General features: G+C 60.5%; 18 protein-coding genes. 6 read left to right on the top strand and 12 right to left on the bottom strand.

Annotation, left to right across the window (positions count from 1 at the left end; genetic code table 11):
• Window positions 1–102 precede the first annotated feature (102 nt).
• A complete protein-coding gene (mgtA, locus tag GXM19_RS08530) occupies window positions 103–2,871 on the top strand; it encodes a magnesium-translocating P-type ATPase (protein WP_006236285.1) in 2,769 nt (922 codons plus the stop codon).
• Between the two features lie 181 nt (window positions 2,872–3,052).
• On the opposite strand, the gene GXM19_RS08525 is transcribed toward mgtA, so the two are convergent.
• On the bottom strand, window positions 3,053–4,567 hold the full coding sequence (locus GXM19_RS08525) for a helix-turn-helix transcriptional regulator (RefSeq protein ID WP_040360100.1): 1,515 nt from the start codon (window positions 4,565–4,567) through the stop codon (window positions 3,053–3,055).
• A 391-nt stretch (window positions 4,568–4,958) separates the two neighbouring features.
• On the opposite strand from GXM19_RS08525, the gene GXM19_RS08520 reads away from it, so the two are divergent.
• From GXM19_RS08520 to GXM19_RS08505, 4 genes are all read left to right on the top strand, one after another.
• Window positions 4,959–5,696 carry a DUF4428 domain-containing protein gene (locus GXM19_RS08520; protein WP_006236287.1) on the top strand — a complete coding sequence of 246 codons (738 nt, stop codon included), beginning with the start codon at window positions 4,959–4,961 and terminating at the stop codon, window positions 5,694–5,696.
• A 24-nt stretch (window positions 5,697–5,720) separates the two neighbouring features.
• On the top strand, window positions 5,721–7,043 hold the full coding sequence (locus GXM19_RS08515; RefSeq protein ID WP_006236288.1) for a hypothetical protein: 1,323 nt from the start codon (window positions 5,721–5,723) through the stop codon (window positions 7,041–7,043).
• Window positions 7,044–7,091: 48 nt separating this feature from the next.
• Window positions 7,092–8,333: an SPFH domain-containing protein gene (locus GXM19_RS08510; RefSeq protein ID WP_006236289.1), complete on the top strand. Its 1,242-nt coding sequence runs from the start codon at window positions 7,092–7,094 to the stop codon at window positions 8,331–8,333.
• Between the two features lie 80 nt (window positions 8,334–8,413).
• Window positions 8,414–9,256, top strand: coding sequence for a hypothetical protein (locus GXM19_RS08505; protein ID WP_050766192.1), 843 nt, complete (start codon window positions 8,414–8,416; stop codon window positions 9,254–9,256).
• Window positions 9,257–9,367: 111 nt separating this feature from the next.
• Here the strand turns inward: GXM19_RS08505 and GXM19_RS08500 are convergent, their stop codons facing one another.
• From GXM19_RS08500 to GXM19_RS08450, 11 genes are all read right to left on the bottom strand, one after another.
• Window positions 9,368–9,988 carry a response regulator transcription factor gene (locus GXM19_RS08500; protein ID WP_006236292.1) on the bottom strand — a complete coding sequence of 207 codons (621 nt, stop codon included), beginning with the start codon at window positions 9,986–9,988 and terminating at the stop codon, window positions 9,368–9,370.
• Window positions 9,985–11,484 carry a sensor histidine kinase gene (locus GXM19_RS08495; protein ID WP_147293025.1) on the bottom strand — a complete coding sequence of 500 codons (1,500 nt, stop codon included), beginning with the start codon at window positions 11,482–11,484 and terminating at the stop codon, window positions 9,985–9,987. The genes GXM19_RS08500 and GXM19_RS08495 overlap by 4 nt, the downstream gene beginning before the upstream one ends.
• Window positions 11,481–13,280, bottom strand: a complete 1,800-nt coding sequence (locus GXM19_RS08490) for a histidine kinase N-terminal 7TM domain-containing protein (RefSeq protein WP_040360126.1) — start codon at window positions 13,278–13,280, stop codon at window positions 11,481–11,483. The genes GXM19_RS08495 and GXM19_RS08490 overlap by 4 nt, the downstream gene beginning before the upstream one ends.
• A gap of 253 nt (window positions 13,281–13,533) precedes the next feature.
• On the bottom strand, window positions 13,534–14,178 hold the full coding sequence (locus GXM19_RS08485; RefSeq protein ID WP_006236296.1) for a DUF4867 family protein: 645 nt from the start codon (window positions 14,176–14,178) through the stop codon (window positions 13,534–13,536).
• Window positions 14,179–14,313: 135 nt separating this feature from the next.
• A complete protein-coding gene (locus tag GXM19_RS08480; protein ID WP_006236297.1) occupies window positions 14,314–14,802 on the bottom strand; it encodes an S-ribosylhomocysteine lyase in 489 nt (162 codons plus the stop codon).
• Between the two features lie 202 nt (window positions 14,803–15,004).
• Window positions 15,005–16,015 (bottom strand): LacI family DNA-binding transcriptional regulator, encoded by a 1,011-nt coding sequence (locus GXM19_RS08475; RefSeq protein ID WP_040360103.1) that lies wholly within the window; start codon window positions 16,013–16,015, stop codon window positions 15,005–15,007.
• Between the two features lie 182 nt (window positions 16,016–16,197).
• A complete protein-coding gene (locus tag GXM19_RS08470) occupies window positions 16,198–17,616 on the bottom strand; it encodes a 6-phospho-beta-glucosidase (RefSeq protein ID WP_040360109.1) in 1,419 nt (472 codons plus the stop codon).
• Between the two features lie 146 nt (window positions 17,617–17,762).
• A complete protein-coding gene (locus tag GXM19_RS08465; protein ID WP_040360110.1) occupies window positions 17,763–19,211 on the bottom strand; it encodes a PTS transporter subunit EIIC in 1,449 nt (482 codons plus the stop codon).
• A 70-nt stretch (window positions 19,212–19,281) separates the two neighbouring features.
• Window positions 19,282–20,121: a PRD domain-containing protein gene (locus GXM19_RS08460; protein ID WP_040360113.1), complete on the bottom strand. Its 840-nt coding sequence runs from the start codon at window positions 20,119–20,121 to the stop codon at window positions 19,282–19,284.
• Between the two features lie 249 nt (window positions 20,122–20,370).
• Window positions 20,371–21,345 carry a nucleoside hydrolase gene (locus GXM19_RS08455; RefSeq protein WP_006236303.1) on the bottom strand — a complete coding sequence of 325 codons (975 nt, stop codon included), beginning with the start codon at window positions 21,343–21,345 and terminating at the stop codon, window positions 20,371–20,373.
• A gap of 30 nt (window positions 21,346–21,375) precedes the next feature.
• A complete protein-coding gene (locus GXM19_RS08450) occupies window positions 21,376–22,338 on the bottom strand; it encodes a ribokinase (protein ID WP_040360116.1) in 963 nt (320 codons plus the stop codon).
• A gap of 187 nt (window positions 22,339–22,525) precedes the next feature.
• On the opposite strand from GXM19_RS08450, the gene GXM19_RS08445 reads away from it, so the two are divergent.
• On the top strand, window positions 22,526–24,742 hold the full coding sequence (locus tag GXM19_RS08445; RefSeq protein ID WP_006236305.1) for an acyltransferase family protein: 2,217 nt from the start codon (window positions 22,526–22,528) through the stop codon (window positions 24,740–24,742).
• Window positions 24,743–25,035 lie beyond the last annotated feature (293 nt).

The following is a 25,035-nucleotide window of genomic DNA, read 5'->3' as shown; positions in this document are numbered from 1 at the left end:
TGTCCCCTTTGTGGTGGTTCGTGAGCATGACGTGAGCGACATCTAGGTTTTTTGCAACTCAATACGACACGTACGCTAACTCCCTTCAACAAGGAGGACCCTATGCTGATGCTCAAAACCGCCACGGTACTCGAAGCCATCTCCAAGCGCCGCCGCGCGGAGCGCCCTGCCGCTCACACCGGCCTGTCCAAGAACACCATATTCGCCACCACCCATAGTGCCGATGACGCTCTCGTACTGCTTGGCGCCACGGCAAACGGCCTCACCGCCGAGCAGGCAGCCGAGCGCCTGGACGCCTCCGGCCCCAACACCATCGAGGCAACGACCAAAACGCTCGCCCGCCGCGTCGCCGACGCGTTCATCGATCCCTTCGCCGGTATCCTCGCCGCGCTCGCGCTGGTCTCGCTCTACATCGACGTGCTCGCCGTGCCCGAGCCGCAGCGCGACCCCTCCACGGTCATCGTCATCGGCATCATGCTGCTGGTATCGGGCGGCATGAAGTTTATCCAGGAAGCCCGCAGCGGCAATGCGGCAGAGGCTCTCAAGGACCTGGTGTCCAACACTTGCACCGCCCTGCGCGACGGTGAGCGCCTCGAGATCCCCTTCGACGAGCTCGTTCCCGGCGATGTAATCCGCCTCTCTGCCGGCGATATGGTGCCGGCCGACGCCCGCATCGTCACCGCGCGCGACCTGTTTGTGATCGAGTCCGCGCTCACCGGCGAGAGCGAGGCCGTCGAGAAGACCGCTGCCACCACCGTCGTCGATGGTGCCGGCGGCTCTGCGCTGCCGCTCTCTGCCTGCAAGAACATCGTCTTTACCGGCACCTCCGTGCAAAACGGCACCGCCATGGCGCTTGTCGTTGCCACCGGCTCGGACACCTACCTGGGCAGCATCGCCAAAATGCTCAACGGGCGCGGCGAGAAGAGCGCGTTTGACCGCGGCGTCTCGAGCGTCTCCATGTTGCTCGTACGCCTCATGCTCGTTATGGCGCCGGCCGTCTTTGCCATCAACGCCGCCACCAAGGGCAACGTCATCGACGCGCTGCTGTTCGCCACGAGCGTGGCCGTGGGCATCACGCCGCAGATGCTTCCCGTCATCGTGACCACGAGCCTGTCGCAGGGCGCCAAGGACCTCGCCCGTCGCCAGGTTATCGTCAAGGAGCTGCCGGCGATCCAAAACCTGGGTGCCATGGACGTCCTGTGCTGCGACAAGACCGGCACCCTCACCGAAGACCGCATCGTGCTCGAGCGCTACCTCAACACCGATGGCAACGAGGACGCGCGCGTGCTGCGCCATGCGTTTTTGAACAGCTTCTTCCAGACCGGCCTCAAAAATCTTATCGACCTGGCCGTAATCGACCGTGCCGATGTGACGCCCTCGGCCGTCGTGCCCGATTCTATGCTGGGCCAGAGTCTGCGCGACCGCTATACCAAGGTCGACGAGGTTCCCTTCGATTTCTCGCGCCGTCGCCTGAGCGTAGTTGTCGCCGACGCCCAAGGCAAAACCCAGATGGTTACCAAGGGCGCTGCCGAGGAAATGCTCGAGATCTGCTCCTTTGTCGAGATCGATGGCATCGCTCAGCCGCTCACCGACGAGAAGCTCGCCCAGATTCGCAAGCAGATCGCCGGACTTAACGCCGAGGGCCTACGCGTAATTGCCGTGGCGCAGAAGACCAATCCGCGCTGCGTGGGCGAGTTTGGCATCGCCGACGAGTGCGACATGGTGCTGATGGGCTTTTTGGCCTTCCTCGATCCGCCCAAAGCAAGTGCCGCGGGCGCCGTCGCCACCCTCGAGGCCAAGGGCGTGGCGGTCAAGGTCCTAACCGGCGACAACGACCGCGTCGCCGCCACCGTCTGCGAGCAGATTGGTATCGATGCGAGCAACGTCTTGCTCGGCTCCGAGATCGATGCGCTCGATGACGCCGAACTTGCCGAGCGCGCCGAGAAAACCCACCTCTTCGCCAAGCTCTCGCCGCTGCAGAAGGCGCGCCTGGTACGTGTCATGCGCGAGATGCTCGGCCACACCGTGGGCTTTATGGGCGATGGCATCAACGACGCCGCCGCCATGCGTGCGAGCGACTGCGGCATCTCGGTCGATTCGGCCGTCGACATTGCCAAGGAATCCGCCGATATCATCTTGCTTCAGAAGGACCTGGGCGTGCTCGAGCGCGGCATCATCGAAGGCCGCCGCACCTACGGCAACCTGCTCAAGTACCTCAAGACCACGGTGAGCTCCAACTTTGGCAATGTGCTGTCCGTGACCGTCGCGAGCCTGTTCTTGCCGTTTTTGCCCATGAGCGCCCTGCAGCTGGTGCTGCTGTCGCTGGTCTACGAGATCGTGTGCATCGCGCTGCCGTGGGACACCGTCGATGACGCCTGGACTGCCCGCCCGCGTGCCTGGGACGCCGCGTCCATCAAGGGCTTTATGCTCGAGCTGGGCCCCGTGAGCTCGCTGTTTGACATCGTGACCTTCGCCGCGCTCTTCTTTGTCGTGTGCCCCGCCGCCGTGGACGCAAGCTGGTCCGAGCTTGCCGCCGCGGGCGACGTCGCGGGTATGGCGACCTTTGCTGCGCTCTTCCAGAGCGGCTGGTTTGTCGAGTCCATGTGGTCGCAGACACTCGTGGTCCACATGTTGCGCTCCCCGCATCTGCCGAGCCCGCGCGACCACGCCGCGCCCGCGCTGTGTGCGCTCACCGTGCTGGGCCTGGCGCTCGTCACCTGGCTGCCGGCAAGCCCCATCGCCGATGCGCTCGGCCTCATGCCGCTGCCCACGAGCTTTTTTGGGCTGCTCATTGGCATCGTTACCGCCTATATCGCGCTCACCCAGCTGGCAAAGCGCCGCTACATTGCCCGCCACGGCGAGCTGCTGTAGCAAGTAGACGGAAAACACCCTGCCAGCTGCCGTTGCCACTACCACAGCTGCCAACGCCGCTGCCGTTGCCTCTGCCGCCGCCGCAGTCTGTCCCCCCAGCAGTTGCGGTGAAATAGTTCCTGTTTAAGGTCCCGTGACTTTAATTTAGGGATTATTCCACCGCAACTTATTGGAGGATTAGCTAGTCCTTGGGTGTCCAGGACCAGAAGAAGTTGAAAAGGGCTACACGCGAGGCGGTGCCGGTCTTTTTGTTGATCGAGGAAATGTGACGATAGAGCGTGGAGCGCGAAAGGAAAAGCGTTGTGGCGATGTCCTGAACGCTCTGGTCCGAAACGACCAAGACCTCAAGAATATCGCGCTCGCGCTCTGTAAGCCCAAAGGTGGCGACGAAGGCATCAAGGCGTTCATCGGACGTGAGCTCCGCTGCCTCCACGGGCTCGGGGTCGGAGCATGTGGGCGCAAGATTCCCACCAAGATCGTCGGTGGCAAGCGGCAGTCCGTCCCGCATCGCGGCATCATCGGCTCGTTGCCCCAACTGCCCCAGCAGCGTAATCGCAATGCCCACAAACATCACGAGCGCCGCACCGACCGCAGCCAGCACATTTTGACTCGAGATAATCGCCACTGCCGGCGCCGTCACGAACATCGAGCACACGTTGTTGACGACGCGACCCATGCACGGCCAAAAATATGACCAGCGCGCATAGAGCGAGACGGCGGCATATTTTGTGGTAAAGAACACCACGAAAAAGCCCGAGCCCAGATAAAAGATGATCGTGGCAGCAAGCTCGTTGCCGCCATTGCCATCGACGATGAGCACAAAGAACGAAAGCGTGGACAGTATGGCGGCACATGTCATGCCGATATTCATATACGAGCGGCCGTGCAGGTCAAATAGTGCGCCAGCGACCAACGAGCTCACGACAAGCAGCAGGCGCGGCCAATCGCCCAAATCGACGGCTCCGACAGCATGCAGGGTCGTGAAGCCCGCGTTGAGAGCGGCGAATACGCTGGAAAGATACGCCGTCGCCACGGTTAGGCGAACTACGGCGCGACGGAATGCCGCCTTTGCCTCGGGATCGTCATGCCACTTGGCGCCATATTCCAGAGCATCTACCGAAAGCCCGGCAGCACTGGGTTCAAAGTTGGGATCGGACTCGTCGCGCAGCTTGGCGCGTCGGGCACCGTGGAGCAACGCCACCTGCGCGATCGCACAGACGACCAGAACAGCCTGCTGAGGAATGCCGACAGGCATCACCATGTGGTTGAGAACCTGCACCAGAACGCCCATGGCGTAAGAAAGTGCGGCGGCGCGCGCCAAGCAGGGCGTTCGCGCAAAGCGCCTCGCAAAATTTGCATGAGCAGTCGATCCGCAGTAGCCCAGCGCGCAGCACGCCACCAAACCGCCGGCAATTACCACCTCAACCTGAACCGCCATAATCAACAGCAGCAATGCCGCCACCAGCAAAACGCCCGTGACGTCACTCGTTGCGTCGATAGCATGGGGACGGCGATAGTACAGAATGGGACGCACAAAGAAGCCAATCACGCTCGCGCCGATGACAAGGCTCTCATAAATAACGACCTCGTTCGGAGACACGAACTCGGCCATGCGCACATCAAAAAGATACTCGCACGCCAAAAACGTGAAGAAGAACAGCGCCAGGCATATAATCTCCCGAATGCCCCGACGCAAATATGCGGTTGTGTCTCCTATGCCCCTCATGGTTAACCCCCAGCCGCTCAATTGTCTGGAAATCTATTTTAATAAGGAACCAGTCTCAATATCGAAGCCAGGCTCGAAATGCTGCCAATTCGACCCCAGCCGTCCACATCACGCCGCGATTTTGAGCCGCATGGACCAGAAGGGACGCGTGCGATCTCTAGCTCGGCCAGGAGTGTCCCCAACTACCACTCATTTAAGTACGTCCCCAATGAGTGGCCGAAGAGTGTCCCCGGCGTCCAATCAAAAAATGGGCCATGTGTCCCAGTTGTGGAGACTCCTTGAGCCGTCTGGGTAACGCGAAGGATCGCGCACTCCCCCATCATCAAAAGTGACACACGCTACCAGTTGATGGGAGGCAGCCATGGGCTTCTTTGACAAGATGTTTGAGAAGAAAGAGTGCGCGGTTTGCGGTACCGAGCTGGGACTTCTAGGTAAGACAAAAATCAATGAGGGCTACCTGTGCAAAGAGTGCGCCGGCAAGCTCTCCCCCTACTTTCACGGCTATTGCTCCAGCACCGCGGACGATATCCGTGAGCAACTCGCCTACCGCGAGGCCAACGCCGAGCGCCTGTCTTCGTTCAACCCCACGCGCACGCTTTCTGCCGGGCGCACCAATATTATGCTCGATGAGGACGCGGGCCTGCTGATCATCACTTCGCAGAGCCGCTGGCGCGACGCCAATCCCGACATCATCGAGTTCTCGCAGGTACTCGGCTGCGATATGGATATCGACGAGCAGCGCACCGAGATCTATCGCGAGACCAAGGACGGCGAGCGCGAGAGCTACAACCCGCCGCGCTACGACCTGGATTACGACTTTAATCTGACCATCCACGTCAACACGCCGTACTTTACCGAGATCAACCTGCGCGTGAACGACTCCACCATCGATCAGCGCGGCTCCATCGAATACCGCGAGGCCAAGCGCCAGGCAACCGAAGTCCGCGATGCGCTGGTGCAGCTGCGCCAGGAAACGCGCGACAGCGTCGTGGCCGCCAAGGCTCCCAAGACCGCGGTCACCTGCCCCTTCTGCGGAGCCACCACCATTCCCGATGCCAGTGGGCGCTGCGAATACTGCGGCGGCGCCATCGGCGCATAGCCTCCGGCAGCGAAAGGACCGATCATGGCCTTCGAGAGCGTTAACTATCAGTGCCCTGCCTGCGGTGGCCCCTTGCATTTTGCAAGCGCCGAGCAAAAGCTCGTCTGCGACTACTGTGACTCGCGCTTTGAAGTCGAAGAAGTCGAGGCCCTCTATCGCGAGCGCCAGGACAAGGCAGACGCCAAAGCCGATGCCGCAGCCGCAACGCCAAAGCCCGTCGCCGACGACGCGGTGCAGGAGCTCGCCCAAAACGCCGGCTACATCTGCTCGTCGTGCGGCGCCGAGCTCGTGTCCGACGGCACCGTCGCTGTCACCACCTGCCCGTACTGCGGCAACTCCGCCGTAGCGCCCGGTCAGCTTTCGGGCGACTTCTCGCCCGACCTGGTGATTCCATTTAAGCTCGGGCGCGATGACGTCACGGCCGCACTCAAGGAACACTACAAGGGCAAGATCTTGCTGCCCAAGAGCTTTGTCACCGGCAGCCACATCGACGAGGTCCAAGGTGTCTACGTGCCGTTTTGGCTCTACGGTGCCCGCGTTGACGGCGAAGTGTACTTTGACGCGACCAACGAGACCGTGACCGAGGAATCCGACCGCACCGTCACGACCACCGACCACTACGATGCCTATCGCAAGGGCAATATCTCGTTTAAGCGCGTGCCCGTCGACGGATCGTCCAAGATGCCCGACGGCCACATGGACGCCATCGAGCCGTTTGACTACGACGCACTGCGTCCGTTCTCGGTCGCATATATGCCCGGCTACATCGCCAACCGTTACGACGAGGACTGCGAGACCTGCAAGGCGCGCGCCGAGCGCCGTATGGAAGAAAGCACGATCTCGGCCCTGCGCGAGACCGTCGTCGACGAATACGACGATGCCACGGTCGAAAGCAAGCAGCTCGACTACACCTGGGAAGACAGCGACTATGCCCTGTTCCCCGTGTGGATGCTTTCCACCTCGTGGAACGGCAAGAGCTACCTGTTTGCCATGAACGGCCAGACCGGCCGCTTGGTCGGCGAGCTTCCTTGCTCCAAGCCCAAGCTCGCTATCGCCTCGGTGCTGTTCTTTGTGATCGGATTTGTCCTCTCCCAGATCCTCTTCATGGGTGAGAACGCCTTCGATCCGGATTACCTCACCTTTGATATCGAGGGCATCCTCATCAACATCGTCGCGCCGCTGATCATCGTGGTCATCGCAGACGTGCTGCTGGTGGGCCAGCTCAAGACGGCCAACGAGGCCACCCACGCCGATTGCTACTGTGGCGAGCTCGACCTGACCGAGAAGCACGACACCTTCAGCCACACCGAGACCACCGTTGTCATGAAGGACGACAAGGACGATTAACCATCCTGACCAATACCACCCGGCCTTTGACGAGAAAGGAAGATCACCATGGGACTCTTGAAAGCTGGATTGGGTGCTGCCGGCGGCGTCATGGCCGACCAGTGGAAGGAATTTATCTACTGCGAATCGATGCCCGCTGACGTCTTGGCCTGCAAGGGCAGCAAGCGCACCGGCGGCCGCAGCTCCAACACGCGCGGCGAGGACAACGTCATCTCCAACGGCTCGGTCATCGCCGTCAACGACGGCCAGGGCATGCTCGTGGTGCAAAACGGCAAGATCATCGAAGTCGCGCTGGAGCCCGGTGAGTTCGTCTTTGACACCGGCAGCGAGCCGAGCGTCTTTAGCGGCAACCTGGGCGATTCCATCAAGGAGACCTTCGCCAATATCGGCAGCCGCTTTACCTTTGGCGGCGACGCGGGCAAGGACCAGCGTGTCTACTTCATCAACACCAAGGAGATCATCGGCAACAAGTACGGCACCGCCTCGCCCGTGCCCTTCCGCGTGGTCGATAACAACATTGGCCTGGACGTCGACATCTCCGTGCGCTGCAACGGCGAGTATTCGTACCGCATCACCAACCCGCTGCTGTTCTACACCAACGTATGCGGCAACGTGACCGATAGCTACACGCGCGACAAGATCGACAGCCAGCTTAAGTCCGAGCTGCTCACCGCCCTGCAGCCCGCCTTTGCCAAGATCTCGGAGATGGGTATCCGCTACAGCGCCATCCCCGGCCACACCACCGAGCTCGCCCGCGCGCTCAACGAGGTCCTCTCTGCCGACTGGCGTGACCTGCGCGGCGTTGAGATCGTAAGCTTTGGCGTCAACTCCATCGCCGCCTCGCAAGAAGACGAGCAGATGATCAAGGACCTGCAGAAAGCCGCGGTCATGCGCGATCCCACCATGGCGGCAGCCAACATCGCCAGCGCCCAGAGCGATGCGATGCGCGCGGCAGCCGCCAACCCCAACGGCGCGATGGCAGGCTTTATGGGCATGGGCATGGCAGGTGGCATGGGCGGCATGAACGCCAGCCAGCTGTTCGCCGCCGGCCAGGCACAGCAGCAGGCCGCCCCGCAGCCGGCTCCGGCTCCCGTCCCCGCACCGGCTCCCGCCGCCGCACCTGCGGCCGGCACGTGGACTTGCAGCTGCGGCGCCACCAACACCGGCAAGTTCTGCTCCGAGTGCGGTAGTCCCGCACCCGCCCCGGCACCGGCCAAGTGGTTCTGCCCCAACTGCGGTAGTGAAAACGGCGGCAAGTTCTGCAGCAACTGCGGAACGCCCCGGCCCTAGCCCCTCTATCTGGTAATTGGCGGGGGATCCGCCACCCCCGCATTTGCTTCTATGGGTTTCGTTCGATGAAGGAGGACACCATGAAGACAACGTTCAAAAAGTCCGTACTCGCATTTCTGACATGCGTCCTGGCGCTCGCCTTTGCCCTGACGGGCTGCAGCGGCGGCGGCAAGGACCCCAAGGCCAACTTCGTCGGCAGCTGGCAGTACTCGGGTGGAACCTTGGATGGCGAAGAGCTCACCGATGAGTACATGGATATGCTCAAGGAGTGGGGCCTCAACTGCGTCCTGATCCTCGACGAGGACGGCACAGGCGTCCTCGATATGTTCCTTGAGGTCGCCGACCTGAAATGGGAAGCCAAGGACGCCACCACCGTAACGATCACCGCCGAAGATGAGTCGCACGACCTGAAGCTCAAGGACGACAAGCTCGTCCTTGAGGTGGAAGGCGACAAGCTTATCTTCACCAAGTCCGACAAGGATCTGTCCGGCACGGTGAAGAAGGATCGCGAGGCGGCCGAGAAGGAAGAAGAGGTCGATGAGGCCGTCGAAGACGACGACGTCCAGAGTGTCGAAATCTCCCCCGCCGTCACCGTCGCCGATGACGATCTGTGCACCATCACCATCACCGAGAAATTCAAGGACGACTGGGGCGACATCGGCTTTGTCGTCAACATCACCAACAAGAGCGACAAGGACCTGACCTTCTACGCTCCTTCCGGCAAGACCAACGTCAACGGCACTATGAAGGAACCCTGGTTCTCGGCTAACCTGATGCCCGGCACCAGCGCCACCGAGGAATTCACGTTCTCGAGCGGCGAGCTTGACAGCCTTGACGACCTGGTCAATACGACCATCGGCATCGACGCCTACCTGACCGATTCCTACGAGGACGTCGCCTCCTACAGCGCAACCATCGCGTAGCGGCAGACATCGACGGCCGCGGATTGGCGGATACATCCGCGCACATGTCAGGCGGGGCCGCAGGAGTTGATCCTGCGGCCCCGTCGTTTTTGTGCCGATGCGTAACGAGCGCTAGCGCTCCATATTGGGAACGATGCTGCCCTCCGTTACTGCGCGCACGGCCAAGCGCATGATGTTGTCGTAGCCGGTCTTGTTGAGGATCTCCGAGATGCGACGCTTGATGGTGCCCTCACTCATAAACAGCTCGGCCGCGATCTCGCGACGGCTCTTGCCCTCGCAGGCAAGGCGCAAAATCGATAGCTCAACATCGTCGAGTGCCGCCGTACCCGAAAAAATACTCTCGGGCGGCTTGGGAAACGTGCAATAGCCCGCCAGCGTGGAGCGCATCACGGCGAACAACTCGTCGATACCGACGTTCTTGTACACAAAGCTATCGACGCCCGCCTCGCGGGCCTGATCGACAAAGGTGATCTCGGGCATGCCGGTCATGATAATGACGCGGCACTCGGGCAGTTGTTCTTTAATGCGCGCCGCCGCCACGATGCCGTTGGAATCATGCTCGGTGCATACGTCCATCAGTATCATGTCCGGGCGCTCCTTGAGCGCGACACCCAAGGCCTCGGAAGCATCGGCAATGGCGGAAACAACGGTCATATCGGGCTGGTCGCCAACGGAACGCGCCAGGCTCTCGCGCAGGATGGCCTGGTCTTCGACTATAAGGACGCGGATCATGAGCTTCTCCTTTGAGCTGTGGCGCTGGCGTTGAGCGGGATGGACACCGCAAGCGTAAAGGGCGGGGCGGCATGGATTTCCAGGCAGCCGCCCAGATCTTGCGCGACATGCCTCATACCTGGGATACCCGTTCCCTCGCGATACGATACGGGTGCAGGCGCGCCGTCGTTAGAAACGGTCATCCGCGCAACAGCGCCGTCTTCCGACGTCTCCCGCCACAGGCGCACATGGACCCGATGGGCCTGTGCATGCTTGGTGGCATTGGTCGAGGCCTCACGGATAATCTGCAAAAATGCGGCGGCGACACGCGCGTCCTCAGGCAGCGCACCCTCAACATCGATCTGCACACTCACCAGGCCAAAAGCATGGACGATATCACCCAGCTGCTCTGCAGGCTCGCTGGCACCGCCACTGCGCAAATCGGCGGCAATTGAGCGCAGCAGCGGGTCGATCTGCTCGAGCGACTCGTCATCCAGGCGCCCCTCCTCCAGATAACGATGGAGGATGGACAGGCGCTGCCCGATCACGTCGTGCACGCGAGCGCGCATACGCAGATAGGCCGCATTGTCAGCAACTTTTTTGACTTCTTCGATCTGGGCTTGGAGCTCTTGGCCCGCAAGCTCAAGCAGGTGGTTGGCTTGCGCTAGGCGATCATGAGCATGCGCATACTCTGTTACATCCAGGCCGATAATGCGCTCAAAGAGGCGGCCCGAAACCATAACGTCATCGTGCACAAACAAGCGAATCTCGGCGGGAGAAACCTCGACCACCGCCCGCGCCTCACCAAAGCGGTCCAGATTAATCCGCACACGGTTCTGGCTGCTTTCGGGCATTTGCATGCTGAGTTTGCGCAGGCCGTTCCATGTACCGCTCATATCGCCTAGGTCGGTGGGCATATGAAGCTCCACCAGGTTTTTGCGCATGCAGCGGTTCATGAGCAGCGGACGGCCCCTCGGGTCCAGATACAGGATGCCCACGGGAATCACGTTGATGGTCTCGATCGTCGAGAACGCGGTGATATCCTCCTGGCGGTTACGGACGTCCATCAAGAGCGCCGCGATGGAACGGAACAGGAAGAACGCTCCCTCTGCGATAAGGACAACGGTCCACGCCGAGCCCATGGCAAAAACCACCGGCGGCGTCACGGCGACAACAAGCAGCAGCTCGACCAGCATGACGGGGCGACGATAGCGCACCATAAGCACCACGCCATAGGCAAAGATTGCGGCATTGAGCCACAGCGCTCCGCCCATTGCCCTGGCGCAAACGTCAAGCGGCGCCACCAGATACGAGCCAGACGACGCGAACAGGATAAGCGCCGAAACCACCAGGTGAAGCACGAGGCTCGCCTCGTAGGTGCAAACCGCCTTACGGTTATAGGACGAGCGGCGCGATGCGATGAGCGGAACGTGGATCGTCTGCAGGCACGCAGCCAGGGCAAAGACAATATCGAGTGCAACGATTTGGGGAAGGATGAGCGAAATCTGCATCGTCACTCACCCGCCCGCGGCATCAACACGATCATACGCAACTGGCCGGGTTCGCCCTCAAGGCGGTATGCCACGTTGCGCCCTTGCAGAGCGCTTTCGAGCTCTTGCGCAGCGGGCGTCTGCGAAAGATCTTCATCATCGTTGGAAAAAAGCGTGGCACGCAGCTCGACACTGCACCGGTCATGGTCGCCCAAGTGATACATAAGCGCCGGATGGTCGGTGGTGTAGGCAAAAAACGCAAAGTCATACACGCAGTCGTACAGGGCGCTTACTGTACTGGCGTGCAACGGGCGCCGTATGGCGATAATCGAGGCGCAATCGATATCGATGGTGCGCAGGTCGCTTGCGAGCTCGTTGGCAATGAGCTGAATGCGGTCGCGATCAAAGCCGCTCTCCCCGTGCTGCGCCAACGTGAGTGACCCCTTGCGCTTGCAATAGGCGACGAGCATCTTGGCGCGCTGCAGCATGCGGTAACGCTCGTGCGAAGACACTTCGTCGGTCAACGGCGGCAGCGAGCTCAGCAGGTCGTACATCCCTTCGAGCGCGCGGACAAGCGCTTGATCCACGTCTTGGACCAGCAAGGTCTCGGCCTCTTGATCTGCCAAATGCGTCTTAAGGTCGTAGTCGGCGGCGAGCAGCTCATTTTGACGCTGCAGTTCCATGCGACGATGTGCCAGTTCACGGTTAAGCTCGTTGAGCTCCGACACGTCTTGGGCGAGCAGGGCCGATCCGCCCAGCAGTGGAAAGGCACGGTACATCACATCGGGATCGGACGCCACGGCAAAGGCATGGGCGCGGCCGTGCTCCTGGGTCCGCAACTCCTCGCGCACGCCTACCGGCGTTGGCTTTGACACCGGCGTGGCATAGACCTCCTGCAGGTCGCGCGTTAGAACTTTGAGGTCAAGCGGCAAGGTGTCGAAGATGCCGGCGATGTCGTGATACGACGGAACGACACCGCAATCGAGACAGATTTCCATCGCCACCACGCACAAGACGCAATAGATGAGCGAGAAGTTGAGCCTCCATGCCCAGGGCACGCGCAACGCATATGAGATGGCAAAGAACGCGCCGCCCAGCAGCACGAGCGCCGCCGTGCCCGAGAAACGTTGGATGCGAAAGGACGAGGACCGGCCCACCAGGATAAAAAAGGCCACAAAGTTAAAGGCCGTCCACACGAGGACGGCGAAATAACCCCAGCCGTACGTGTAATCGTTGCTCCAGGTGTCGCTTGTACGGTCAAAGTGGAAGACCTGCTGGTGAAAATCGTTGGTGAGAACAAATCCGATAAGCAGGATAGCCACAATCCACAGCGCAGCGCAGTAGCGGCGACCCAGGCGGTGTTGCTCCAGGCCCGCAAGGCGCAAACCACACAACTGGTAGAGCAGCGGAATGAGCGTCATGGGCACGTAGTACAGGTACCACAGCACGGTGGCATAGAACGGCGTGAACGACTTGTACTTGAGAATGACTTCGATCATCCACAGGGCGCAGATGGTGGCGACGGCAACAAGGCGGCGGCGCAGCACATAGTCCAAACAGCGCAGATAGACCGATACGCCCCAGATCGAAAATACAATTGCGGCGACAAGCAACGGCAGAGAGCTCGAATGGACGAGCGCATCCACGACCTCTTCGGACGCCTCGCTATAGGCGGGCACGGTGTTAGAAAGTTTGGGGTCGAAGGCGAACAGCGCCGGCAAGACTGCCAAAAGCATGAGGAACAGCGCGGTGATGGCGCCGGCGATAGCAAAGACGCGGTGACGGTACACCTGATGTGTTATGCCAACAAGGAATCGCGGCATGGCGAAGAGCCTGCCGCCCCTGGGATCCGCCACGGGTGCGGATCGGGCGGCCGCGTGGCCGATATGTCGCTCGCGGGTACCCATAGTGCTTTTAGTGTACCGACAGGTGGGCCCAAAAAGCGGGCCACATGTCCCAAAATCCGCAGACGGCAAGGCGCCCGGCAGCCTCCCCCGTCCGGCACTTCCCGATATCCGCCCGCCCCAAACCACCGCAAAGGGGACAGGCACCTTTGTGGTGGTTTGGGGCGATGCGCTAGTCCACGGCGATGTCGAGGTTCTTGCCGATGAGACCTACGTAGCCGCCCTCGGCAGCCTTGGGGCTGTCAGCATGGCAGAGAACCCACTTGTCGGCCTTCCAGTAGCAGTAGCTGTCGCCAGCCGTGGGCATGTCGGCTGCAGCCTCGGGGCGCGGGCCGTTGGTGCCGGCGGGCAGCGCCACCATCACCTGGAAGCCGCCGTCGTCGACCATGCAGGGCGTGTAGTGAAGCGTGGTGTTGAAAACCTCAACAAGCGTGCCGGCCGGCACGCGGAACGCCTTGACGCACGCGGTATCGAGCTTGCCGTCCTCGATCTCCCAGCGATGCGCCACGAGCAGGATAAAGTCGCGGGCGCCCAGGTTGAACTCGCTCGCGCGGTGGTACTCCAGGCAGTTGAGACGCGTGTTGTGGCCGTTGCACCAGCCCAGCTGGAAGGGACGACCGCCAAACATGAGAAAGCCCAGCTTATCGGCATCCATGACACCCTCGAGCTCGGGCGCGGAGGCCACATACTTGCTGCCCTCGGGGATGGGCGTGGAGGCAAGTGCCTCGAGCACGGGCGACGTAAGCTCGGACGGAACGTTATCCCAAACGTTGCCATAGGACTTGAACTCGGGATCAGAGACAGAGTAGATATGCATGTTCGCTCCTGTTCGTTTGTGTGACAGTATGAACATTCTAGAACAATCTTGTTCTGTTTTGAGCACTCGGCATAAAAAAGCGCTCCGCAAAGAGCGGGAGCGCTTCTGGCACAAACGTTATTCCTGCAAGCAGCCTTACGCCTGCTGATAGTGCAGGTGATTCTCGTCGATATCGGCCAAGTCGCGGTCGAGGTAGCGGCGCGCGAGCCAGTTTGCCATGGGAAGGTTCTGGTCCAGGTAGTTACCGCACTCCTCGGGAGCGGCACCGGGGATATCGCCCTCAAAGCCAGCGACAAACTCGAACAGCTCACGCACGAGCGGCAGAATCTCCTCGCTCGTCACCTCGCCAAACACGACGAGGTAAAAGCCCGTACGGCAGCCCATGGGACCAAAGTAGACAATGCGGCTCGACCACTCGGCATGATTGCGAAGGAACGTCGCGCCCAAGTGCTCGATGGTGTGGCATTCGGCCGTGTTCATAACCGGCTCCTTATTGGGCGTGGTCAGGCGCAGGTCAAAAGTGGTGACGGCGGCGCCGGTCGCCGGATCGCGGTCGATGCGGCTCACATACACGCCGGGCTCAAGCAGCAGATGGTCAACGGAAAAACTCGCGATGCGCTCCATGGCAGATCCTCTCGGTAGTTAAATTGGGACGGGGCTCTTTTAGCTGGTTCGAATGGTCGCACCAATCATACCAGTCAAAAAAGCCCCGTCCCAAATGAGCTACCCGGGACGGGGATCAATGAGTTTTAAATCCCCGTCCCAGAAAAATCATTCTAGGTAATCTAGAAGGACTTTTCCGCTCTGGGGTCTGGCGCCGTTCCGACTAGATCTCGCGCACGCTTTGGCGCTCGACAAAATAGGTCGATACGGCCGTCTTGCAGGTATAGCTCTTGGGATTGCGGATGTTGCCCACCAGGCGGCGCACCGCGATCTCGCCCACCTCGTGCTTGGGAACGTGCACCGTGGTGAGCGGCGGGTTGGAAAAGGCGCCCAACGACAGGTCGTCAAAGCCGATGATCGAGACATCCTCGGGCACGCGAATACCGTGCTCGTTGAGCGCGCGCATGGCACCCACGGCGAGCACGTCGTTTTCGGCAAAGAAAGCCGTCGGCAGGTCGTCGTGCGAGACGCTGTCGAGCCACGCGCCCATATCGCGATAAGCGCCCTCGAGCGTGGTGCCCAGCGTGACACGCCATGCCGGATTGGCCTCGAGGCCCGCATCCTCAAGCGCTTGGCGATAGCCGCGCTCGCGGTCCTTAAAGTTGCGGATGCGAAGGTCGCCCGCCAGATAGCCGATTTGCTTGTGACCTTTCTCGATAAGGTAGTCCACGGCGCGCAGTACCGAATCGGTGTTGGCAATGACCACGGCATCAAAGTATTGGCGATCGCTCCAGCCGTCGAGCACGATCAGGTGGGCGGCGGCGTTGGCGAACAGGGCGTAGTCCTCCTCGCCCAGCTCGGTACCCATCAGCACGATAGCGGCGGACGGATCGGCGATCAGGCCCTCGACCTGCGGGCGCACAGCGTCAAGATCGCTAAAGTCGAGCGTGACAAAGCTCGTGCTCATGCCGTGGCGACGCGCCTGGCGCTCCACGCCCTCGATGACCGCGGGATGGAAGGTGCTCTCGTCCAGGATGGCGGCCGTCTTGCGCGCAAGCACAAACTGGATGCTCTCGAGCTGCGTCGACTGCTGGTAGCCGAGCGACTGCGCACACTCCAGGATGACCTTGGCGGTCTCCTCGCTCACGCTGCGCTTGCGGTTGAGCGCGTTGGACACGGTTGCGGGCGAAAAGCCGGTAATGCGGCTGATCTCGCGGACGCTTGCTTTAGCCATCATTCCCCCTAGCATCGGTCGCGGCCGAGCATCGTGGCTTGACCGCCCCGTGGCTCGGCAACTAAACGACCGCAAATTCAATCTAAACAGAAGAGTAAATGTTTATTAGCTAGTTTAGCCTGTTGTCAAGCAAAGTGGCGCGACTATTCCCCCAACGGGCGCATTTGTCCATCTTAACGTTATTACGCAAGGTCTTCGCCATTGCTTGCTATTACGCGTCGGTACCATTCGAAGCTTTTCTTTTTACGTCTCTCAAACGAGCCCGCACCGCTATCGTCTCGATCGACATAGATAAACCCGTAGCGCTTACGCATCTGTCCTGTGGCGACCGAAACCAAATCGATCGGGCCCCAACAGGTATATCCCATGAGTTCCACCCCGTCGAGCTCGACGGTCTCCCTCATCGCCTCGATGTGGGCCCGCAGGTATTCAACTCGATAGTCGTCTTCTATTTCACCCGAATCTTCCGGCACATCAGGAGCACCCAAACCGTTTTCGACGATGAACAGCGGCTTTTGATAGCGATCCCAGATTTCATTCATGGTGACGCGCAGCCCTTTGGGGTCGATAAACCTCCCCCAAGGCTCCTGTTTTAGATACGGATTAGGCGCCGAGCGAAGAAGGTTCGAATCGAACTGACCTTCCGCATGCGCTTTTGCGACGCGCGTCGAGTAATACGAAAACGAGACGAAATCGACCAGGTTTGCAGCCAGTACTTCGCGGTCATCATCCCGATAGGGCACCTCAAAACCATGGCGGGCGTATTCCTTGAGAACATAGCTCGGGTACGCACCGCGCACCTGGACGTCGGTAAACATGTAATGGCTGCGATTCTCAGCCTGCGCAGCCAGCACATCGTCCGGATCACATGTAGCCGGATAGAAGACACCTGCGTTGAGCATGCAACCGATCTTCGCCCCGGGGCACAGTTCATGACACGCCCCGACCGCACGGGCACTCGCAACCAATACATGGTGCACGGCCGTGTGAACCGTTGCATAGCGATTCTCCCCTTGCTCGAAGATGATCCCCGCCGCCATAAAGCACGCCTGCGTCATGATGTTGATCTCGTTAAAGGTCAGCCAATAATTGACCAATCCCCGATAGCGCTCGAACACGGTACGCGAATATCGATCGAACAGGTCGACCAACCTGCGATCGCGCCATCCGCCATACGCATCGACGAGATGCATGGGGACATCATAGTGGTTGAGCGTCACCAAAGGCTCAATGCCATGCGCGCGGCACGTCCTAAAAACATCCTCGTAAAAGGCAAGGCCTTCTTCATTGGGCTCGGCTTCGTCTCCTTTGGGAAAAATGCGGCTCCAGGCGATCGATAAGCGCAGGCATTTAAAACCCATCTGGGCAAACAGTTCAATATCCTGCTTGTACCTATGGTAAAAATCAATGCCTTTGCGAGCGGGATAGAAGCTGTCGGGTGCCAACGCACGCGGATCAAGGTCTCCCCGCATGACGTCCATGCGTTGATCGCCAAACGGCAGCATGTCGGAATTGGCTAAACCGCGACCGCCTTCGTTCCATCCTCCCTCGCACTGGTTTGCAGCCAGAGCCCCGCCCCATAAAAAATCTTCTCTAAACATTATGGTGTCGTCCTTTCTATCAAATTCCCGGCCCACACTGTCGAACGCAACGGACTCGGCAAGTGCCGCGCAACAGCACAGTACCGTTGCGCGGCCAAGGGGTCGGACCGCGCAACGGCTGGGGAGCATATTTGTGCAGTAGCCTCTTATGCCTCGACGGATTCAACGGCCTCAGAATCGCCGCTCTTGGACTTCAACGGCATCTTCTCCTGTCCTTCAAATCCAAAAACCATCGCCAACGCAAACGTCACGGCACCGCCAGCAAGACACCCGATGGTGCCAGGGATGATATCCTGAGCAAACATGAGCACGTTCATCCATGGGAAACCAACGCCAGTGAAGATATAGACGTTGGCATGAAGAAGGCTTACCAGCAGACCACCGACAGCACCACCAATCATGTTCCAGGCAAGAGCCTTCTTGTCGCGAAACAGGATGCCGTAGATGATGGGCTCACTCACGCGACCGAAGGCATAGGTGATGAACAAGTTCCAGCCCGTGGCTCGACTCTCCTTGTCCTTAGCGCGCAGGCCATAGGCGAGCGCGATGGCAAGCGTGGTGTAGGCTACAACCGCGGCGCCGGGGTATAAGATGGCGTCGTAACCGTTCTGGAGCGCGGCGGGCAATATGGCGGTATAGATCGGCACGTGCATGCCGGTGGCGATGATCAGATTCCAGAATGCGCCGATAACCGCGGTCGCAGCGGGACCGGCAACAGAGGCGAGCCAAATGATGAAATCGGCCACAAGGCCCATGACAAATTGGACGGCAGGGCCGCAGAGGCACAGCGCGACCGGCAACATCACGAGCACCGTACCCACGGGTACGATCAGAACGCGCAACATATCAGGCGAGATCTTCTTAAAGAAGCGCTCAATATAGGACTGGGCCCAGGTGATCAAGATGACCGGAAGAACAGCCTGGGTGTAGTTGACGAGCTGCATGGGGATGCCGAAGACGCTGAAAGGCTTTCCGTCCTCAACAATAGCGAGCATGTCGGGATAAATCATCACAACAGCGATGAGCAGTGCCAGCACAGGACTCGTTTTGAACTTCTTAGCCGAGCTATAGGCGGCAAACACCGGGAAGTAGTAATACGCCGCATCGCCCACCAGGGAAAGGATCCGATACAGGTCGCTCGTTTCGGACATAAAACCGGCGCCTTCGGGCCCAAACAGAATAACGAGCATCTTGAAGATACCGGCGACACAAAAGATCGGAAGGATCGGGGTGATAGCGCCGCTCACGGCATCGAGCAGCTGATTGAAGAGGTGCTTGGGCGCCAAGCGCTCCTTCCAGCTAAGCTGAGGGCCATCGAGTTCCTCGTCAATCGATACCGTGACCTCGAATCCGCCCTGCTTACAAACCTCGTCGTAGACCTTGTCGACCGTGGGCCCGACCACCAGCTGCACCTGCCCTCCGGCGTGCACGACGCTGATGATAGACGAGATGTCCTCAAGCTTCTCATCATTCGAGAGGCTTTCATCCTTGAGGCTGAAGCGCAGGCGCGTCATGCAATGCGTAACCGAAGCCACGTTTTCCGCCCCGCCCACAGTGGAGAGAATCTGCTCTGCCACCTTTTTGTAATTTGCCATCATTGGCTCCTTTGCACAATCTTGGCTTACTGTTCGAATCGGCAAAGGTCATGCCCCGAATGGCTACGGGTTACAATCCTTTTTTGGAGATGATCCGGTTGAGATGGATCATCAGATAGAGTTCCTCCTCCTCGGAGAGCGTGGCGTCCCACGTTTCACGACAATAGGAACCGATATGCTTCACGCACTCTGCCAACTGCGGAAACTCCTCACGAAAGTTCTTGTACATCTGCATGTTGGCGCTGTTCAGCGACTCGCCGGCTTGAATGCGCTTGAACAGGTACCGCAGATGCGTGGCGAAGCGGGTGAAATCAAAGGAATCGCGGTCGACAATAATGCGGAAATCGCTTTCGAGAATCTCGATAACGTCCTCGAGCATATCGTCGAACTGCTTTGTGGGCTCGGCCGTGGCTTTGACGGCTTCAACAACCCGTGCGTTCACGAGATTCATCGCAATACTGGCAATCTCATCCTTGGGAAGCCGCTCTCCGAGCTCCTTCTCGAGTCGCATGACGATAAACTGGGCAGCCTTGTATTCCTTCGGATACGTCTCCCGCACTTCATAGGCAAGAGGCATCGCGATGCGGACCCCCTTTTGGGCTCGCGCAACGGCAAACGACAGGTGATCAGCCATGAACAGCGTCGCATTGGTCGAGAGGTCGTAGGGCAGTTCGTTGGCAACGATGTCCATAACTTTCGCCGCAAACATCACGATATCCGAGGGAAGATCCCTCATGACATCTTGTCCTTTAGGATCAATGTCGTAAAACGTATGCTCGATTTTAGAAAGAGGGAGCTCTCGAGGAAAATCTCCGCCGAAACCGACGCCCCTGCCCATGGCGATGACATCTCGCCCCTGTCCGTCACGGCAAAGAACCGCGTTGTTGTTAAGCTTTTTAATTGCAAGCATGGTGAACCTCCTTTCAAGAACACTCACAGAAAAAGGCATGATAGCCAATAGCAGTGCTATTGCGGTCATGCCTTACGTAACAATCCGTGTTGTATTGCTCTTGGGCATGCCTCCACACAGGAGTAACAATCCAAGATGCAAAATGCATTATAGCGCTCTCCCCGCCCCGGGGACCATCGGGCTGGCGAACGGTAGATGTCGGCCCGCCAGCGGCCACATCGAGCAGATGGGCGTGCTTCGATCCCGAGCCTAGCCTAGGATGCGGGCCATGCGCGCCTTGAACTCGGACAGGAAGCGCGGGGCATCCACGGTCAGTGCCACAAGCGCGCTCTTGTCTGGATCGGATAGGCGGCGCTCATCGCAGATGGTGCGACCGCGGTACTCGCCCAGCAGATCAACACGCAGGTTGCAGCCGAGCGCACCTACGAGCGTGGGGTCGACCGCCACGGCAACGGCCAGCGGATCGTGCAGCGCACAACCACCCAGGTAGGGTGCGTTCATCTCGTACGAGCCAATGTAGTGCTCGACCATGCTCGCAAATGCGCAGCCCGCCATGGTGCCCGAGCCCGTCCAGCCGGCAATGTCGCGGCGTGTGAGCACCACGCGATGCGTCACGTCCAGACCCACCATGGTGAGCTTACGGCCCGAGCGCAGCACCGCGTCGGCTGCCTCGGGGTCGCTCGCCATGTTAGCCTCGGCGCCCGCGCTCACGTTACCGGGCACGGTAAGGGCGCCGCCCATCACGACCACGCGGCCGATGGACATCATCGCCGCCGCATCGCGCTCCAGGGCGAGCGCCAGGTTGGAGAGCGGGCCAGTCGCTACGTAGACCAGATCGGAACCATAGGTGCGCGCGGCATCGATCAGATAATCGACCGCAGCGTTGCCGTCGGCCGAGGTCGCCCCCACCGGCTCGTAGGGCGACGCGGGCACGCTCGCGCCGCCGATGCCGTTCTTGCCGTGAATGAGCGCGGTGGACGCCGGCGGCGTATAGGGCTCAGTCGCCTGCAGAGGACGGTCGGCGCCCAGGTACACCGGCACCTCGGGGCGACCCAGCAGATCGAGCACCGCCAGGCAGTTGTGCGCCGATTGCTCGACGCGCACGTTGCCAAAGCACGTGGTGATGCCCACGAGCTCCACCTCGGGGCTCGCGATGGCATAGGCCAGCGCCATCGCATCGTCAACACCCATATCCAGATCAAGGATCAGCTTCTTGATTGCCATTGTTCTACTCCGCTTCTCCGTCTTTATCGTTTAACCAAACCAATGTTCAACTTCGGCGCGCGTGGGAATCGATTGCTGAGCGCCCAGGCGCGACACCGTCACTGCCGAGGCGCGAGCACCCGCGGCCATGCACTCAAAGAGCGGCAAGCCCCCTAGGCGAGCCGCCGCCAACGCGCCGATAAACGTATCGCCGGCGGCCGTGGTATCGACTACCGTACTCGAAAGTGCCGGCATGCGCAGCAGCTCACCGCCATCGCCGAGCGTAACCGAGCCGGCACCGCCCAACGTGATGACCGCGGCGCCGGCGCCCTTGTCGAGCAGCGCATTGAGCGCGGCGACGCAACTCACATCATCCGTGGGCAGAATGCCCGTCAGAACCTGGCACTCGGTCTCGTTGGGACAGACCAGGTCGACCGCAGGCCAGACCTCCGCAGGCAGCTCGCAGGCAGGCGCCGGATTAAAGACCGTATAGAACCCCAGCTCGCGAGCGCAAACAAGCGCCTCGGCCGTCGCTGCAAGGTCACATTCGCCCTGGGCGATAAAGACGCTTCCGGCAGCCGGGGCAATCTCGCTGGTGTCGCCGTCGAGCTCATGGGCCACCAGACGCCTCAGCGCGCAGGCAACGTCCGCGCCCGCAAGCGCATGGTTGGCGCCCGGTGACAGTACGATGCGGTTGTCGCCCTCGCAGCGAATGATGGTCGCGGTACCGGTCTCCACGTCATCGCGAAGCGCCACGAACTCAACGCCCACGCCAGCATCCTGGAGCCCTGCCACAAGCGCATCGCCAAAGGTATCGCGCCCAACAGCGCCGATCATGCACGTGCGCGCACCCATGCGCGCAGCGGCGACGGCCTGGTTGGCGCCCTTACCGCCGGCGTTGGTGATAAAGCCGCTACCGCCGACGGTCTCGCCCGCGCGCGGCATGCGCTCGCACGCCACCGAAAGGTCCATGTTCATGCTGCCGAACACCGCAACGATGCCGCGATCTGCCATGGAAACCTCCTCATCTGCGGGCCTTATACCCACCGCCAGTCGTCGATCGTGCATTCTCGCACCCCCTATAACTTTAGTTCACTTTGATGTGGACGCGCGCTTGAGCTTGCGCCAGCAGCAAGCATTCACAGGAGCAGGCAGCTACAATGAAGGCGTGCTGATTATTCTCGTCATTGGATGATGTTTTATGGAACAATTCTCGCAATCGGGCTCGCGCGGTCGACGCCGCACGGGCAACGAGCCGGCGCCGCACGAACGCGTGAAGAGCGAACGCCGTGCCAACGAGCCGCGACGCACCGCGAGCCCCCATCGCGCTTCTGCCAACAACGCGGGCCGCGCCAACACTCCCGCCGCGGAGCAGACGCCTGCTCGCCCCAAGTCCCGCTACATCCCTGCCCTTGACGGCCTGCGCACGCTTGCCGTCGTCGCGGTGGTGCTCTATCACCTCAACCTCACGTGGGCGCAGGGCGGTCTGCTCGGTGTCACGATTTTCTTTGTGCTTTCGGGCTATCTGATCACGCGCCTGCTGCTCAACGAAGTCGCTAAGACCGGACGCATCGACCTCAAGAGCTTCTGGATTCGCCGCATCCGTCGCCTGGTCCCCGCCGTGGTGACCATCGTGGTGGTGACCTGCGCGCTGTGCACCATCTTTAACCACGTGATGCTCACCAAGATGCGCCCCGACATCCTGCCGTCGCTGCTGTTCTTCAACAACTGGTGGCAGATTGCCCAAAACGTCTCGTACTTCAATGCTCTGGGCGACCCCTCGCCACTCACGCACTTTTGGTCGCTTGCCATCGAGGAACAGTTCTACCTGATTTGGCCGCCACTGCTGTTTGCCATGGTATCCATGCATGTGAGCAAGCCCAACACGCGCCGCGTGGTTCTGGGCTTGGCTGCTGTCTCCGCCATCGCCATGATGGTGCTCTATAACCCCGCCGCCGACCCCAGCCGCGTGTACTACGGCACCGACACCCGTGTGTTCTCGCTGCTGCTGGGTGCCTGGATGGCCTTTATCCCCGATCGCGACCTGGCGCCGGTGCGTCTCGCTCGTCGTTTGGGGCTCAATCGCCTAGCTGGCGCCGCCAAGCACGGCAAGAACGCCGAGGGCAAGCCTGGCGAGAAGGCCGACGAAGCAGCCGAGACCGCCCCGGCACAGCCGAGCGCCCTCGTGCGTTTTTGGTCCTCGCCCGCATCCATCGATGTGTTGGGCGTCGTGGGTCTGGTTGGCCTTGCCGCCATGGTCGCGCTCACCAACGGCTACACCGCCTTCCAGTATCGCGGAGGCACGCTGCTGTGCTCGATCCTCACACTCATGGTCATCGCGGCCTGCGTGCAGCCCCAGGGAATGGTTGCCCGCGCGCTATCCGCCGAGCCACTCGTGTGGGTTGGCAAGCGCTCCTACAGCATCTACCTGTGGCACTATCCGCTGCTGCTCCTCATGAACCCGGTCGCCAACATCAACGATACGCCGTGGTGGCAGTACATTTTGCAGGTGTTGTTGGTGGTCGCCGTGGCAGAGTGCTGCTATCGCTTTATCGAGACTCCGTTTAGGAAGGGCGCCTTTGGGCGCACCGTCGCCGAATTCCGCGATGGCACCACCACGCCCGCCAACTGGGCACGCACGCACATCCCTGTCTGCGCAGCCTACGCTGTCGTGTTGGTCGTTGCACTGGGCGGCCTGATCTTTGTGCCCGAGACGTCTGCGCTGAGCGGCGAGGGCGCCGAAGTTCTGAACAAGGAAGCCAAGAACACCGCGCCCACCGACCAGCAGGCGGCCGACGACACCGACAAGGACAACGACGGCTTCCCCGATGGCTCCTACGATCTGCTTATGATCGGCGACTCCGTGTCGCTGCGTGCCGTAGACACCTTTGACGGCGTGTTCCCGCACAGCCATATCGATGCCGAAAAGGGCCGCCAGTTTGATGCGGGGCGCGCGACATTTGAGGGCTATATCCAGCAGAACCTTGCCGGCAAGATCGTGGTCTTTGCCCTGGGCACCAACGGCTTGGTAACCGACGACCAGATCGACGCCATCATGGCCGATGCAGGAGATAAGCGTATTGTGGTGTTTGTGAACACGCGCAGCCCGCAGCCGTGGGTTGGCTCTACCAACCAGGCCATCGCCAACGCCGCTACGCGCTACAAGAACGTGCGCGTTATCGATTGGTACGGATACAGTGCCAACCGCAACGACCTGTTCGATGGCGATGGCACGCACCTATCGACCACTGGCGTGACTGAGTACCTCAACTTGATCCACGATGCCGTCAAGAAGGACCTGCCCGTACACCCCGAGGATCACGTCAACGATCCGCAGCCGGCAGCCGTCAAGTCTGCCACCGACGCACTCGTCAATGCGCTCGCTCTCAAGCCGCACAAGCTGGGCACCGACAAGTAACCTGCAGCGCAAACTTCCCACATCCGGAGGGGGTGTCTGCCACGGCAGACGCCCCCTCCGGCAGTTAGGGACGTTCCTTATAATATGAGCAGGACATTGTCAAGAGGCAAAATCGGGCCTGGCCCCAACGATATGGGGTCAGGCCCTCTCCCTATATCAACCCGTCCGCGGCGACCTCGGCGTGTCTTCCCGACGCTCGTCTTTGCAGTTTAATATCCGCCCGTGGCGATCTCTCGCTGGGCAATCCGTTGCTACGGCTGAGGCTTCTACGTCGAACCGACAGTCTGTGCACG

It is taken from the genome of Collinsella aerofaciens ATCC 25986, from assembly GCF_010509075.1.
Lineage (GTDB): Bacteria > Actinomycetota > Coriobacteriia > Coriobacteriales > Coriobacteriaceae > Collinsella > Collinsella aerofaciens.
This window is presented reverse-complemented; position numbering and strand designations above follow the sequence as displayed.